Below are 14,923 nucleotides of genomic sequence, written 5' to 3'. Positions count from 1 at the left end.
ATGATCCGGAAAAGTGTGAAGCGGTTTTCCGATCAGATCATGCTCAAAACCTAAGGAACGGGACGAGGAGTTCGCCAATGAGCAAGAAGACCCAGTCCGCCGAAGGCGCCATGGTCGAATACGTCACCGCGATGATCGGCGGCCAGCTGTTCGGCCTGCCGATCTCGCGCGTCCAGGACGTGTTCATGCCCGAGCGCGTCACCCGCGTGCCGCTCGCCTCCCGCGAGATCGCGGGCGTGTTGAACCTGCGCGGCCGCATCGTCACCGTGATCGACATGCGCGCCCGTCTCGGCCTGCCCAAGGCCGAGGACGGCAAGGCGCCGATGGCGGTCGGCGTCGATCTGCGCGGTGAATCCTACGGCCTTCTGATCGACCAGATCGGCGAGGTGCTGCGCCTGCCCGAGGACGGCAAGGAGGAAAACCCCGTCAACCTCGATCCCCGCATGGCCAAGCTCGCCGGCGGCGTCCACCGTCTCGAGGGCCAGCTCATGGTCGTCCTCGACGTCGACCGCGTGCTCGAGCTCGCGCCCGAGATGATGGCGGCCTGATACGGCAGCAAGCGCCGCCAACGACTTGCAATCGGAAGTGCCCCCGGCAAAGGGGGAGGAAGCAGAGGTTCACATGCGAACTTGTCTCGTCGTTGATGATTCCAGCGTCATCCGCAAGGTTGCGCGCCGGATCCTGGAGGGCCTCGACTTCCAGATCCTCGAAGCCGAAGACGGTGAGAAGGCGCTGGAGGCCTGCAAGCGCGGTCTGCCCGATGCGGTGCTGCTCGACTGGAACATGCCCGTGATGGACGGCTACGAATTCCTCGGCCACCTGAGGCGCATGCCGGGCGGCGACCAGCCGAAGGTGGTGTTCTGCACCACCGAGAACGACGTCGCGCATATCGCGCGCGCGCTGCACGCCGGCGCCAACGAGTACATCATGAAGCCGTTCGACAAGGACATCGTGACGGCGAAATTCCAGGAAGTCGGCCTGATCTGAGCGAACGCCCGGAGGCTGAACGGATCCTTCGGCGATTGTTTCAACTGAACCGTTTCAGTCTGAGTTGGTGAGTAATGAGTGTTGCGTTCGCAGGTAATTCGACCACGGGTCCCTCGCGCGAAGCCGGGCCGCTGCGGGTGATGATCGTCGACGATTCCGTCGTCATCCGCGGTCTGATCTCGCGCTGGATCGGTGCCGAGCACGACATGGAGGTCGCAGCCTCCTTGCGCACCGGACTCGAGGCGGTCAACCAGCTCGAACGCATCAATCCCGACGTTGCCGTGCTCGACATCGAAATGCCCGAGCTCGACGGCCTATCGGCGCTGCCGCGACTGCTGGCAAAGAAGCGCGACCTCGTCATCATCATGGCTTCGACCCTGACCCGCCGCAACGCGGAGATCAGCTTCAAGGCGCTGTCGCTCGGCGCGGCCGACTACATTCCGAAACCGGAATCGACGCGCGAGGCGCAGGCCGCGGACATCTTTCATCATGACCTGATCCAGAAGATCCGTCACCTCGGCGCGCGGCTGCGCCGCAAGACCGCCATTGCGAGCCCGCCGCTGGCGCCCGCGAGCCCGGCTCCGGCCGCACGCGGACCTATCGTTGCGCGGCCTGCTGCGCCGGCGCCGACCGTGCATGCGCCGTCGTCAGGAGCGCTGTCGACACGCCCGTTCTCGACTCAGGTTCCGAAGGTGCTGCTGATCGGCTCCTCGACCGGCGGCCCGCAAGCGCTGATGGCGCTCGTCACCGAGCTTGGCTCGGTGATCGACCGCTTCCCGGTGCTGATCACCCAGCACATGCCGCCGACCTTCACCACCATTCTCGCCGAGCATCTGGCGCGTTCGAGCCGCCGGCCGGCAGCCGAGGCGGTCGATGGCGAGCCGGTGAAGCCGGGACGGATTTATCTGGCGCCCGGCGGCAAGCACATGCGAGTCGCGCGCAGCGGTGCGGACGTCGCGATCGCGCTCGATGACGGGCCGGCCGTCAATTTCTGCAAGCCCGCGGTCGATCCGTTGTTCACCTCCGCCATCGACATCTGGCACGGCGGCATTCTCTCGGTGATTCTGACGGGCATGGGCTCGGACGGCATGCGCGGCGGCAAGGACATCGTCGCGGCCGGCGGCAGCGTGATCGCGCAGGACGAAGCCTCCAGCGTGGTCTGGGGCATGCCGGGCGCGGCTGCCAATGCGGGCATCTGCGCGGCGATCCTGCCGCTCAACCAGATCGGCGCCAAGGTCAACCGCCTGTTTGCGGGAGACCGCTCGTGACGCCCGCAGATTACGATTATCTGCGCAAGTTCCTGAAAGAGCGCTCCGGCCTCGATCTCTCCGCCGACAAGCAGTATCTGGTGGAGAGCCGCTTGCTGCCGCTCGCGCGCAAGGCAAGTCTATCAGGCATTCCCGATCTCGTGCTGAAGATCAGGAACGGCGACGGCCGGCTTGCGACCGACGTGGTCGAAGCGATGACCACCAACGAGACCTTCTTCTACCGCGACAAGATCCCGTTCGATCATTTGCGCGAAACCATCCTGCCGGGCCTGATCCAGGCGCGCGCGGCGCGCAAGTCTTTGCGTATCTGGTCGGCGGCGTCCTCGACGGGGCAGGAGCCCTATTCGATCGCGATGTGCGTGAAGGAGATGGGCGCGGCTCTGGCCGGCTGGCGCATCGAGATCATCGCCACCGACCTTTCGCAGGAGGTGCTGGAGAAATCCAAGGCCGGCGTCTACAGCCAGTTCGAGGTGCAGCGCGGCCTGCCGATCCAGCACCTGATGAAGTACTTCACGCAAGTTGACGAGCTCTGGCAGCTCAACGCCGACATCCGCGCCATGGTGCAGTTCCGCCAGCTCAACTTGTTGCAGGACTTCTCCCATCTCGGCACGTTCGACGTGATCTTCTGCCGCAACGTGCTGATCTATTTCGACCAGGACACCAAGGCGGTGATCTTCGAGCGGATGGCGAAGGGGTTGGAAGCCGACGGCACGCTGCTGCTTGGCGCCGCCGAATCCGTTGTCGGCATCACCGATGCATTCCGTCCCATCACCGAGCGCCGCGGTCTCTATCAGCTCAATCCCGCGCGCTCCGGCCGTCCGATGGGCGGATTGATGCCGCAGCCGCTGAAGGTTGCCGCGGCGAGGTGATTTGCCGCGCGGCGATCGGAGTGAGCGACGTTGTTGCGGATGACCGGCAGTACTTGCCGGCGCCTCCATTTGCGCGTGACGCATCACCAGCAATTGAGCAGCGCAGATTACTCCGCTACCGCGCAGCAGAACGCGCGCTGTGATGCGACGCGATCGCGACCCTCATCAGCATCTGGCGGTTGTGTTATGGTCCCGATCGTCCCGCCGGACCGAGGCGGGAATTCGTTCGACATCATGACCTATTTTGAGGAGGGCATACCATGCGAATGTCTTGTGCCTCTTATTTCCTGTTGGCGACGCTCTCGTTGCCCGCGACCGCTCTTGCTGGCGAGCAGGTGCTCGAATTCAAGCTCGTCACCAAGCCGGTGGACGTCAAGGTCACTGAAGTCGCGAATGTCGAAGGACAGACAGTCATGTCCGGCAAGATGTTCGGCGTTGCCTTCTTCAAGGACGGCCGTATCGCCGTGAAGGACTTCGTCAATTCCTCCGACTTGCTCAAGGGCTCAGGACCGATATTCGGCTACAGCACCTACACCTTCGACGATGGCTCCTCGATCACGGCGCGCTACACCGGCGCGGTCAAGGACGGAAAGGCAAAGGGCGAGTATACGATTTTGTCGGGCACCGGAACGTACGCAAACGCGACGGGCACGGGCGGCTTCGAGAGCGTGCAAAGTGGGTTCAAGGGCGCCGGCCTGTACGACGGAAGATTTATCGTCAAGACCCCGTAGAGCATGATCCGGAAAAGTGCGCAGCGGTTTTCCGAAGAGATCATGCTCAAACAACAACCTGAAGCGCGATAATGATTCATCCAAATCTATCGCGCTTTAGGCCGGCACGCGAAACTCGCGCTCGCGCGCCTTTGCCGATGAGGTCGCGAGCGCACTTCACAAAATCGCATGAGGAAGGAAGCGCGAGCGGTTGCCTGTGATCGGGCTCTCGTCCTCGCGGATCGACAGGCCGCACGGCACGTGGTTCACCAGCCAGCTTCCGATCACCGGATAGTTGCCTGAGAAATTCGGCAGCGGCGACAACGCCTGGCGTATGAAACCTTCAGCGCCATAGGGGCCCGCCTCCTCGTCGAGCGGCATGCCGCCGGAGATCAGCGTGACATTGGCGCCTTCGCGCGACAGCAGCGGCTTGCGCACATAAGAAGTCGCAAGCTCAGCGGCACGCGGATCATCTTCGAAGAAGGCAGGCAGCAGATTGGGATGATTTGGAAACATCTCCCAGAGCAGCGGCAGGATTCCCTTGTTGGAGAGCACCGCCTTCCATGGCGGCTCAAGCCAGCGTGTCGCTGCGCTCGCGAGCTTCGCACCGAAGGCATCCTGGAACATCCATTCCCAGGGATAGAGCTTGAAGGCGAGCGCGATATCGTCATTGTCGAGATCGACGAAGCCGCCGGGCGCATCGCGCCAGCCGACCTCCTCGATGTCGAGCAGCCTGGTCGAGAGCCCTGCCTGGCGTGCGGTGTCCTCGAGATAAGCCAGCGTGCCGGCGTCTTCATCGTTCCCGGTCACGCCGGTGAGGTGAACATGGCGGCCAGCAGCGATCTCCGTCCATGCCGCGATCAGCCGCTCGTGGATCGAGTTGAACTGATCGGCGCGCGACGGGATGATGCGGCGTTCGATCGCCTGCTCGAGCCAGGTCCATTGAAACACGGCGGCCTCGAAGATCGAGGTCGGCGTATCCGCATTGTATTCGAGCAGCTTTGCCGGACCTTGGCCGTCGAACTTCAAGTCGAGCCGGCCGTAGAGGCTGCGGTCGTCGCGCTTCCAGCTTTCGGCGATGAAGCTCCAGAACGCTTCCGGGATCTTCAAACGCCGCAAATAGCGCTCATCGCCGATGACGCGGCCGGCGAGTTCCAGGCACATTGCGTCGATCTCGCCGGTCGGCGTCTCGATGCCGCGCTCGATCTCGTCAAGCGTGAAGGCGTAATAGGCGCGCTCGTCCCAATAGCGCTCGCCGTTAATGGTGTGGAAGGCGAAGCCGTATCGCGCTGCGGTCTCTCGCCAATCGTCGCGCTCGAGGCAGGCAATGCGTTGCATGGTTCAGCCGCCGCCGGAAAAGCCATGGCCGAACGAGCCGAAGCCGCCGCGGCTCACGCTGCTCGAGCCTGAATCCGACGACGTGCTCGACGGGGAGTGGCTCGATGAATCGGCGCTGAAGAAGCTTGAGCGCGACGACCCGCGCGAGCCGCCGCTGCCGCCTGCCGAACTGCTGCTGCTGCTCGTGCACGTCGTTGTCGTCTGCTCCGGCACGGCTCCGGGGGAGGGTTCGCAGGTCTGGCGCGGCATCAGCGTGTAGGCAGTGGTGCCGACCGCGATCGTGCCCATCACCAGCAGCGCGACATGGCCGGAGCGCTTCACCGGCGGCCGCGGAGGCGGCGGCTCAGCGGGCGGCCGGCGCTTGCCGAAATCCTTTTTGGCGGGTTTGTCGGCCATCTCAGTAGATCATGCAGGCCGCGTTCAGGAGGCCTGCCGCGAACGAGGACAGCCCGAGCCAGATCGCGGGCGCGAGCTCGCCGGCGGCGATCCGCGCCGACAGGTTCGGCACCGGCACCTTGACGAGAAACACCACGATGATCTGCACGATCAGCGCGATGATCGCCCAGACCATGCAGTCCAGCACGTTGGCCGAATGCGCGATGGCGCTGACCAGCGGCGCCACGAAGCCGAGCAGACTGAGGCCGAGCGCGATCGCCGCGGCCGGCTCGTTGTCGCGGATCAGCTGAAACTCGTTGTGCGGGGTGATGCGTGTATAGACGAACAGATACGCCATGATGGCGGTCAGGCCGGTGCAGAAATAGACCAGGAACGCGGGCAGGCCGGCAAGTGATTGCAGGATCATCGTTCCCCCGTCGTGCAGCGACCATTCGTCGGCCTCGGGAGGATAGCGGTTCAAAGATTAAGCTTCGGATGAAGCGTCCCAAAAAACAAAACCCCGCCATTTGCGGCGGGGTCGAGGCTGGAAGGAGCGAGCCCCATGGGCTCGCGACATAACCCTGAGATCAGGCGGGGATGCGCTCGTCGGCCTCGTGCGGCTCGCGCAGCACGTAGCCGCGGCCCCACACGGTCTCGATGAAGTTGCGGCCTTCGGAGGCGTTGGCCAGCTTCTTGCGGAGCTTGCAGATGAAGACGTCGATGATCTTCAACTCGGGCTCATCCATGCCGCCATAGAGGTGGTTGAGGAACATTTCCTTGGTGAGGGTCGTGCCCTTGCGGAGCGAAAGCAGCTCCAGCATCTGATATTCCTTGCCGGTCAGATGCACGCGCTGGCCGCCGACTTCCACCGTCTTGGTGTCGAGGTTGACAACGAGATCGCCGGTCTGGATGACCGACTGGGCATGGCCTTTGGAGCGGCGCACGATCGCGTGGATGCGGGCCACCAGCTCGTCCTTGTGGAAGGGCTTGGTCATGTAGTCGTCGGCGCCGACGCCGAGACCCTTGACCTTGTCCTCGATGCCGGCGAGGCCGGAGAGGATCAGAATCGGTGTCTTGATCTTGGAGACCCGCAGCTGCTTGAGCACGTCGTAACCGGACATGTCGGGCAGGTTGAGGTCGAGGAGAATAATGTCGTAATCGTATAACTTACCGAGATCGACGCCTTCTTCCCCCAAATCGGTCGTGTAGACGTTGAAGCTCTCCGACTTCAGCATCAGCTCGATCGACTGCGCGACGGCGCTGTCATCTTCAATCAGCAAAACGCGCATGCCAGTTCCCCATAGTCGCCGCTCCCGGGCGTCAGGTCGGCCGCATTCGCGGCACTCAACAAAACGCCTTTGAACAACTGATTCGGATCCTGACGACAGATGGTTAACAAATCCTGATTCTGGAACGCAAGTCCCCCCGGTGCAATTTTTGTCGAATCGCCCTAAGGTCTTGCGCGCGAAGCAGCTTTCGTCACCCGATTCCGTTCAAGCTCCACTTTAAGAGACGGCGCTAACCGACTCCCGCGACTCAGCCTTCTTCTGAAGGGGAGTCACGCTCAGTCACAAAGACAGTGACGCAATGATTAATGATGCGGGTAAACACGAAGTTAAGCGCCGTTCAGAAATATGGCGAAACTTAAGGTTTCCACGGTGAAGGCCAAATCATGAAGGCGCACACCTTATGAAGGCTTTGGCCGAACAGATCGGCGACATCGACGGCGTCAACATTTATGGCCGCGTGGTCGGCGTGCGCGGCCTGATGGTCGAGGTCGCCGGACCCATCCATGCGATGTCGGTCGGCGCACGGCTCGTGATCGAGACCGGCGCCAACCGGTCCATTCCTTGTGAGGTGATCGGCTTCTCCGGCAACAACGCCGTCGTGATGCCGTTCGCCGGTCTCGACGGCGTGCGCCGCGGTTGCAAGGCGGTGATCGCCAATGCCGCAAATCAAGTGCGGCCGTCGTCGGCCTGGCTCGGCCGCGTCGTCAACGCACTGGGCGAGCCGATCGACGGCAAGGGGCCGCTGCCGCAGGGTTCCTCGCCGATGCCGTACCGCAATTCACCGCCGCCGGCGCATTCGCGCAAGCGCGTCGGCAGCCCGCTCGATCTCGGCGTGCGCGCGATGAACACCTTCCTCACCTGCTGCCGCGGCCAGCGCATGGGCATCTTCGCAGGCTCCGGCGTCGGCAAATCGGTGCTGCTCTCGATGCTCGCGCGCAACGTCGATGCCGCGGTCAGCGTCATCGGGCTGATCGGCGAACGCGGCCGCGAGGTGCAGGAGTTCTTGCAGGACGATCTCGGCGAGGACGGCCTCGCGCGTTCCGTCGTCGTGGTCGCGACCTCCGACGAGCCGGCGCTGATGCGCCGCCAGGCGGCGTATCTGACGCTCGCGGTCGCCGAATATTTTCGCGACGAGGACAAGGATGTCCTCTGCCTGATGGACTCGGTGACGCGCTTTGCGATGGCGCAGCGCGAGATCGGCCTCTCCGCCGGCGAGCCGCCGACCGCCAAGGGCTATACGCCGACAGTATTCACCGAACTGCCGAAGCTGCTGGAACGCGCTGGGCCGGGCCTGGGCGCGGGCGCCATCACCGCGATCTTCACGGTGCTGGTCGACGGCGACGACCATAACGAGCCGATCGCGGATGCGGTGCGCGGCATCCTCGACGGCCATATCGTGATGCAGCGCTCGATCGCCGAGCGCGGCCGCTACCCCGCCATCAACATCCTCAAATCCGTCTCCCGCACCATGCCGAAATCGGCCGATCCGCAGTTCTGGCCGATCATCCAGCGGGCGCGCCAGGTGATGGCGACCTATGCCGACATGGAGGAGTTGATCCGGTTAGGGGCCTACCGGGCCGGCTCCAGCCCGGAGGTCGACGAGGCGATCCGCCTGCACGAGCCGCTCGAGGCCTTCCTGCGCCAGCGCAAGGACGAAAATGCATCACTGGCGGACGGCTATCGCCAGTTGGCGCAAATCCTCGGTGATTTGGAAACGGAACGCTAACTTTGTCGCGTCATCATCCGATCCCACAGAGTAGCAGAGCCGGTCTTGGCCCAAATTGGGCCTGTGGGGAGACCGGTGTTGTCCCACGCGCAGCTAGGGGACTTCTGGGGAGTACGAGTCGATGAAGTCACGAGATACCCTCATCCGCCTGAAGAAGTTTCAGGTCGACGAGAAGCGCCGCCGCGTCACCCAGATCGAGACCATGATCGCTGACTTCCAGCGGATGTCGGTCGATCTCGAGCGCGAGATCCAGACCGAGCAGGAGCGCGCCGGGATCAACGATCCCTCGCATTTCGCCTATCCGACCTATGCCAAGGCCGCGATCCAGCGCCGCGAGAACCTGACTCGCTCGGCGGACGAACTCAAGGGCCAGCTCGACGAAGCCAAGGCCGCGCTGGCCGAGGCCTTCGAAGAGCTGAAGAAGGTCGAGCTGCTCGACGAGCGCGACCAGGCCCGCGAACGCGCCGAGGAGAACGCCCGCGAGCAGGCGGACCTCGACAGCATCGGCCTGATGCGCGCCCGCATCGGGGCCGTCGCCTGAAGGCGCCAGGGCATACCTGCTGGGAATTCACAAAACCCGGACCGCAAGGTCCGGGTTTTTGCATCTGCTGTCCACAGTGTGGCGCCGCGCCCACTTGGTGGTCGGCTTTGCCGCGCGCTATGGTAGCGGAAATGAATGCTGTGCCAGCGACGGCGGTGTCCACCTCTCCCTTGGGAGAGGTCGGCGCGGAGCGCCGGGTGAGGGGTGACGGTCTCCCGTTGGCCCTGCACCCCCTCACCCGATTTGCTGCGCAAATCGATCTCTTCCCGTCGGGGAGAGGTGAAGGGAAGCGACGGGCCGCGTTTCAGGGGGCTGAATGCTGACGCCGACAGAGCTGGTCGGGCTGATCGAGGCGGTGGCGAAGGGCGACCAGGCCGCGTTCGAGCGTCTCTACGTCGCCACGCGGGCGAAACTCTATGGCGTCGTGCTCCGTATCTTGCGCCGACAGGATCTCGCAGAGGAGGTCATTCAGGAGACCTATGTCAAGATCTGGAACGGGGCCGCCCAGTTCAATCCGGCCTTGTCGTCGCCGATCACGTGGATGGCGTCGATCGCGCGCAACCGCGCCATCGATATCATCCGCAAGAAGTCCGAAGTCTCCATCGAGGAAGAGCCTCAGGCGATGGAGGTTGCGGCCGACAGCCCCGATCCGCTGGCCCGGCGGGAGATGACGGAGGAATTGAAGCGGCTCCTGGAATGCATCGGCCGGCTCGAGCCGGATCGTCAGAGGCTCGTCCTTCTCGCCTATTACAACGGCTGGAGCCGCGAGCAGCTGGCGGAGAAATTTGCCGCGCCCGTCAACACGGTGAAGACGTGGCTGCGTCGCAGCATGTTGGATATCCGCGAGTGCCTCGGACTTTAGAGGATGACGAGAGTGTGTATGCTGGCGCAGCGTTCTCGCTTCACCGTTCCCTTCGGAAGAGGTGAAGGACAGTGATGGCCTACACGGAGGACCATATCGCGCTCGCCGCGGAATATGTGCTCGGTACGCTCGACGCCGAGGAGCGCGCGCAGGTCGAGACCATGATGGCGGTGGACAAGGCGTTCGCCGACATCGTGCAGGCCTGGTCTTATCGGCTCGGCGCCCTCAACCAGATGGTCGGCAATATCGAGCCGCGTCCGATCGTGTGGGAGAACATCAGGTCCGAGATCGAGCGCACAGCGCTTGCGCAGGAGCCGCCGGTCCCGTCCGCAGTCGAGCCGCCGCCACCTCCGCCGGCCGAAACGGCGCCGCCGGACTTTCCATCGGAGCAGACGCCGGAGCCGCAGCCTGCCGAGGCAGGGCAGCCCGAGACGATGCGCACCTCATCCGATGCGATTGGTGACATCGCGCCGGTCTTCATGCCGCAGGTCCACGCGCCCGATCCCGACGTCGTGCGCGTGCAGCAGGTGCCGATCGTCGACGACACCAACGTGATCTATCTCGAGAGCCGCGTGAAGCGCTGGCGCACCATTGCATCGTCCGTCGGTGCGCTTGCGGCCGCGCTGCTGGTGACGCTGTCGCTCCAGATCTTCCGGCCCGAGGCGCTGCCGGGCGCGTTGCGTCCCGCACCGCGCATCCAGACCGTGGAGGTGAAGACGCCGGCGGCGCCGCTCGCCGCCTCCGCGCAATACGTGGCGCTGTTGCAGGGCCAGGGCGGCGGCCCGGCCTTCATCCTCACCATCGACGGCGCGACGCGGAATTTCACCCTGCGCAAGGTCGGCGCGACGCCGGAGCCCGGCAAGAGTTTTGAGCTCTGGCTGATCTCCGACAAGCTGCCGCGTCCACGCTCGCTCGGCGTGATCGGCTCCGGCGATTTCACGGCACGTCCGGTGCTCGGATCCTACGATGCCGACGTCGTCAGCGGCGCCACCTACGCGGTCACCGTCGAGCAGGCCGGCGGCTCGCCCACGGGACAGCCGACCTCCGCGCCGGTGTTTTCCGGCAAGCTGATCGAGACCGTGCCGCCGTCCCAGCCGCAGGCGCCCGCGCAGAAGTAGGCGACTGAGCTGTTTTTCTGTCGTCACGGCCCATTCCGCCGTCGCATTCCGACAAATCCCGCCTCGATTTGAACCTCCCCGCAATTCGGGGCGTCAAATGCCCGGAATTTGCAGTCGGCGTCGCCGATCATGATGCCGGAGAGGGGCAGGAATTCAGATGGATGCAGCAAGGACGCCGGGCATCTTCGTGCACCAATATTCAGGACTGCCGCACGGTCCGGCCTTCGAACATTGGCGCGAGCGGGCGTTCGGTCCCTGCGGCCTCGATATCGGGCCGAGCCACGGCGACAGCATCGATTGCCGGCTCCAGATCAGCATCGTCGACAATATCGCGCTGGCCATTCCCGAAGGCACCTCCGCGCAATATACGCGCACGCAAAGCCATCTTGCCGACGGCAGCGACGACCTCGTCTTGATATCGGCCCATGCGGGCCTCGTCCGGGTCGGACAGAACGGCCATACCGTCGAGCTTGCGCCGGCGCAGATGGTGCTGGTCGACATGGGCGTCACCGGTACAGTCGGTCATACCGACGAGGACCGATTCACCACCATCCGCATGCCGCGCCGCGCGCTGCTCGACATCAATCCGCGCGCCGAGGAGAAGCTGTCGCAAGTGCTCTCCGACGGTGCGGTTGCCGAGACCATCTTCCGCTATCACGCGCTTGCAGCCCATCACGCGCCGCATCTCGACGCCGTGGGCCAGCGCCTGACGGCGCAGCACATGGTCGATCTCGTTGGCCTGCTGCTCGGCACCGATGCCGAGCATGCAAGCCTCGCCCGCGGCCGCGGACATGCCGCGGCCCGCCTCGATCTCATGCGCGCCGACGTGATGGCGGCGCTCGGCCGCAACGATCTCTGCCTGTCCGAGATCGCGACGCGCTCGGGCCTCAGCCCGCGCCAGGCGCAACGGCTGTTCGAGCAGGCCGGCACCACCTTCACCGAATTCGTGCTGGAGCAGCGCCTGTTGCAGGCGCGCAAGCTGCTCGGCGATCCCCGCGCCAGGGCGCGCAAGATCAGCGACATCGCGCACTCCTCGGGCTTCTCGGATCTGTCCTACTTCAACCGCGCCTTCCGCAAGCGCTTTGGCGCGACGCCGTCGGAATTGCGCGAGGCCTGAGTCCACGTTGCTGTGCAGCGGGCGCCGTGCTGCCATAGTTGGTCTGCCGAAGCGAATGCGCTATACCTGATGCGCGGGCTGACCGCTCAAACTTGGGAAAGCGTAGCAGGCGGAGATGGCGCGTATCGTCGTGCTCGGCGCCGGGTTTGCAGGCCTGTGGTCGGCCATCGGTGCTGCGCGCATGCGCGAGGAGATCGGCGCTGTCGGCGACATCGAGATCCGCCTCATTGACCGCAACCCCTATCACAATATCCGCGTGCGCAATTACGAGGTCGATCTTTCCGAGATCGCCATCCCGCTGCCGCAACTGCTCGATCCGATCGGCGTCACGCACGGCATCGGCGAGGTCGAGGCCGTCGATCCGGCACGGCGTGAGGTTTCGCTCGTCACCGGCCGCGGCGACGAGACGCTGAGATACGACCGCCTTGTGCTGGCGCTCGGCAGCGAAGTGATGCGGCCCGACATTCCGGGCCTTGCCGAGCATGCGTTCGACGTCGATACCTATGCTGCAGCGCTCAATCTCGAGGACCATCTCACTTCGCTCGGACGCAGCGCGCCGTCGCCGGGGCGCTCGACGGTCGTGGTGGTCGGCGCCGGCTTCACCGGTATCGAGGTTGCGGCCGAGATGCCGGACCGGCTGGCGCGTGTGGGTATCACCGGCAGCCGCCGCATCATCCTGGTCGATCCCAATCCGACGGTCGGCGCCACTATTGGCGCGCATGCGCGTCCCGTCATTGAGACCGCGCTGGCCTCGCTCGAGGTCGAGACACGGCTCGGCGTGCGCGTCGTCTCGGTCGAGGCCGCCGGCATGCACCTGAGCTCGGGCGAGTTTATCCCGACACAGACGGTGATCTGGTGTGCCGGGATGCGTGCGAGTCGTCTGGCGGCGAGCTTTCCGGACGCGCGCGACCGCCTGGGGCGCCTGCTGGTCGATCCCTTCATGCGGGTTGCGGATGTGGGCAGCGTGTTCGCGGCCGGCGACGTCGCCTCAAGCGTGGTCGACGGCTTGCATCCGACGGTGATGTCCTGCCAGTTTGCGCGGCCGATGGGCCGCTTCGCGGGCCACAATGTCGTGGCCGATCTCGCGGGCCGGCCGATGCTGCCGCTGCGGATCGACTGGTACGTGACCGTGCTCGATCTCGGCAGCTGGGGCGCGCTCTACACCGAAGGCTGGGACCGCGAGGTTCGCACCACTGGCGCGGCTGCGAAGGCGACCAAGCAGACCATCAACCGCAAGCGGATCTATCCGCCGCTCTCGGGCAACAAGGAGGAGCTGTTCGCAGCCGCTGCGCCGACAGTGCAGGCTCCTCCGCCGACGTATGGGGCGCCGCGTCGTTGAGCTGGGTCGTGCATCCATAGCCGCGCCTGAAGACACTATGCACACGGCGCGGTAACATCGCGGCAGGCAGTCTTCGAGGCAGCAGATGCGAGGCGCAGTCGGACGTCGGGAATTGATCGCTCGGCTTGCCGGCGCGGCCGTCGCCTGGCCGGCGATTGTGTCTGCTCAGCAGAAGCACGTGCGAACGATCGGCGTTTTGCGCATCGGCAATCGCGGGCAAGGCACGCATTTTGAGGACGCATTTCGTGCCGGCTTAAGCCAGATGGGTTTCTTCGAAAACCAGAACGTTGCGATAGACTGGCGGTGGTCGGAAGGCCGCTACGAACGCTCGCCGGCTATCCTGGCCGAACTCGTCAGCCGGAAAGTTGACGTCATCGCCGTGCTGGGAGCCACGGCGATGGCGCTTGCTGCAAAGGACGCTACGCGAACGATTCCGATAGTCTTCATGATTGGTGCCGACCCCGTTGAGCTCGGACTTGTCGCGAGTTTCGCGCACCCGGGAGGAAACATCACGGGAGTCTCCCTATTTCAGACGCCAGTGGTCGCGAAGCGGGTCGATGTACTGCGCCAACTGATACCCAACGACAGGACGATTGCGCTGCTGACAAACCCGGCAAATCCATTCAGCCAGGTCGAGCGCAGGGAAATCGAAGCTGCGGCGCGTAACCTGGGTCTGGAGCTGCATGTTGCTAACGCCACAAATCAAGACGAAATTGATGCGGTGTTTCCCGACTTGATTGCTCATGGCGCTCGTGCGGTTGTGATTGGGACCGATGGGATCTTCCTCTATCAGAGCGGTCAGATCGCTGCTCTGGCCGCCCGGTACACCATCCCTGGCATCGCTCAATGGCGCGAGTATCCGGTGGCCGGCGGCCTGATGAGTTACGGAAGCAATGTTGCCGACGCGTATCGTCTCGTGGGATTGTATGTCGGTCGAATCCTCAAGGGAGAAAAACCAGCCGATCTGCCGGTGCAGCAAGCCACCAAGTCCGAGTTCGTCATCAACATGAAGACGGCAAAGGCGCTCAGTCTCAACATTCCAGACGAGCTGATCGCCCTCGCCGACGAGGTGATCGACTAGAGATCACTTTGTTGCGGCGCGTGAGTCCGGTTGTGGCAACGCAGAAGCCGCCGCCATGTCTCCTGCCGGCGGCAGCCCGGTAGTTGTAGGATGACGATGGTGACCGCGATTTGTGACCCGAAGCGAACTCCGGCTCGATAATATCCGTCAGAAGCGCGGTGAGGCGGACATGCATAGCCTCTTCGTCATTTTGCATGGGCCGCGAATAGCCGACCACGTCGGCCACCATGATCGCCGGTCTATTCCGACCCAGTTGCTCCTTCATTTGAGGGTGAGGATAAAGCAAAGCTCGAGCGAATTCAG

General features: G+C 64.2%; 16 protein-coding genes. 12 read left to right on the top strand and 4 right to left on the bottom strand.

What is annotated here, in order from left to right; genetic code table 11:
- The first annotated feature begins 77 nt into the window (after positions 1–77).
- The 5 genes from AC5V87_RS33940 to AC5V87_RS33920 all read left to right on the top strand — a co-directional run bounded on the left by AC5V87_RS33940 (position 78) and on the right by AC5V87_RS33920 (position 3,855).
- A complete protein-coding gene (locus AC5V87_RS33940; protein ID WP_456842766.1) occupies positions 78–548 on the top strand; it encodes a chemotaxis protein CheW in 471 nt (156 codons plus the stop codon).
- A 73-nt stretch (positions 549–621) separates the two neighbouring features.
- Entirely contained in the window at positions 622–987 is a 366-nt protein-coding gene (locus tag AC5V87_RS33935; protein WP_007600538.1) for a response regulator, read from the top strand.
- Between the two features lie 74 nt (positions 988–1,061).
- A complete protein-coding gene (locus AC5V87_RS33930) occupies positions 1,062–2,255 on the top strand; it encodes a protein-glutamate methylesterase/protein-glutamine glutaminase (RefSeq protein WP_495369101.1) in 1,194 nt (397 codons plus the stop codon).
- Positions 2,252–3,124, top strand: coding sequence for a CheR family methyltransferase (locus AC5V87_RS33925; protein ID WP_495369100.1), 873 nt, complete (start codon positions 2,252–2,254; stop codon positions 3,122–3,124). The genes AC5V87_RS33930 and AC5V87_RS33925 overlap by 4 nt, the downstream gene beginning before the upstream one ends.
- A gap of 260 nt (positions 3,125–3,384) precedes the next feature.
- Positions 3,385–3,855 carry a hypothetical protein gene (locus AC5V87_RS33920; RefSeq protein WP_456842768.1) on the top strand — a complete coding sequence of 157 codons (471 nt, stop codon included), beginning with the start codon at positions 3,385–3,387 and terminating at the stop codon, positions 3,853–3,855.
- A gap of 156 nt (positions 3,856–4,011) precedes the next feature.
- Here the strand turns inward: AC5V87_RS33920 and AC5V87_RS33915 are convergent, their stop codons facing one another.
- The 4 genes from AC5V87_RS33915 to ctrA form a co-directional block, all read right to left on the bottom strand.
- Complete coding sequence (locus AC5V87_RS33915) at positions 4,012–5,172, bottom strand: glutathionylspermidine synthase family protein (protein WP_495369099.1); 1,161 nt, start codon at positions 5,170–5,172, stop codon at positions 4,012–4,014.
- A 3-nt stretch (positions 5,173–5,175) separates the two neighbouring features.
- Positions 5,176–5,568 (bottom strand): hypothetical protein, encoded by a 393-nt coding sequence (locus tag AC5V87_RS33910; RefSeq protein WP_456842770.1) that lies wholly within the window; start codon positions 5,566–5,568, stop codon positions 5,176–5,178.
- Position 5,569: 1 nt separating this feature from the next.
- Positions 5,570–5,974, bottom strand: coding sequence for a DUF350 domain-containing protein (locus AC5V87_RS33905; protein ID WP_495371996.1), 405 nt, complete (start codon positions 5,972–5,974; stop codon positions 5,570–5,572).
- A 160-nt stretch (positions 5,975–6,134) separates the two neighbouring features.
- Entirely contained in the window at positions 6,135–6,836 is a 702-nt protein-coding gene (gene ctrA, locus AC5V87_RS33900; RefSeq protein ID WP_016848562.1) for a response regulator transcription factor CtrA, read from the bottom strand.
- 400 nt (positions 6,837–7,236) lie between these two features.
- On the opposite strand from ctrA, the gene fliI reads away from it, so the two are divergent.
- The 7 genes from fliI (at position 7,237) to AC5V87_RS33865 (ending at position 14,620) form a co-directional block, all read left to right on the top strand.
- On the top strand, positions 7,237–8,562 hold the full coding sequence (gene fliI / locus AC5V87_RS33895; protein ID WP_495369098.1) for a flagellar protein export ATPase FliI: 1,326 nt from the start codon (positions 7,237–7,239) through the stop codon (positions 8,560–8,562).
- 121 nt (positions 8,563–8,683) lie between these two features.
- The gene (fliJ, locus tag AC5V87_RS33890) at positions 8,684–9,103 is read left to right on the top strand and encodes a flagellar export protein FliJ (RefSeq protein ID WP_011084990.1); all 420 of its coding nucleotides are present in this window, start codon (positions 8,684–8,686) and stop codon (positions 9,101–9,103) included.
- Between the two features lie 316 nt (positions 9,104–9,419).
- Positions 9,420–9,965 (top strand): sigma-70 family RNA polymerase sigma factor, encoded by a 546-nt coding sequence (locus AC5V87_RS33885; RefSeq protein ID WP_456842772.1) that lies wholly within the window; start codon positions 9,420–9,422, stop codon positions 9,963–9,965.
- A 74-nt stretch (positions 9,966–10,039) separates the two neighbouring features.
- The gene (locus AC5V87_RS33880) at positions 10,040–11,083 is read left to right on the top strand and encodes an anti-sigma factor (protein ID WP_495369097.1); all 1,044 of its coding nucleotides are present in this window, start codon (positions 10,040–10,042) and stop codon (positions 11,081–11,083) included.
- Positions 11,084–11,240: 157 nt separating this feature from the next.
- Positions 11,241–12,200 (top strand): helix-turn-helix transcriptional regulator, encoded by a 960-nt coding sequence (locus tag AC5V87_RS33875; RefSeq protein WP_456842773.1) that lies wholly within the window; start codon positions 11,241–11,243, stop codon positions 12,198–12,200.
- Positions 12,201–12,315: 115 nt separating this feature from the next.
- Positions 12,316–13,539: an NAD(P)/FAD-dependent oxidoreductase gene (locus tag AC5V87_RS33870; protein ID WP_495369096.1), complete on the top strand. Its 1,224-nt coding sequence runs from the start codon at positions 12,316–12,318 to the stop codon at positions 13,537–13,539.
- 112 nt (positions 13,540–13,651) lie between these two features.
- Positions 13,652–14,620 carry an ABC transporter substrate-binding protein gene (locus AC5V87_RS33865; RefSeq protein WP_495369095.1) on the top strand — a complete coding sequence of 323 codons (969 nt, stop codon included), beginning with the start codon at positions 13,652–13,654 and terminating at the stop codon, positions 14,618–14,620.
- The last annotated feature ends 303 nt before the right edge of the window (positions 14,621–14,923 follow it).

This window comes from Bradyrhizobium sp. SOJA106 (assembly GCF_059448745.1).
This window is presented reverse-complemented; position numbering and strand designations above follow the sequence as displayed.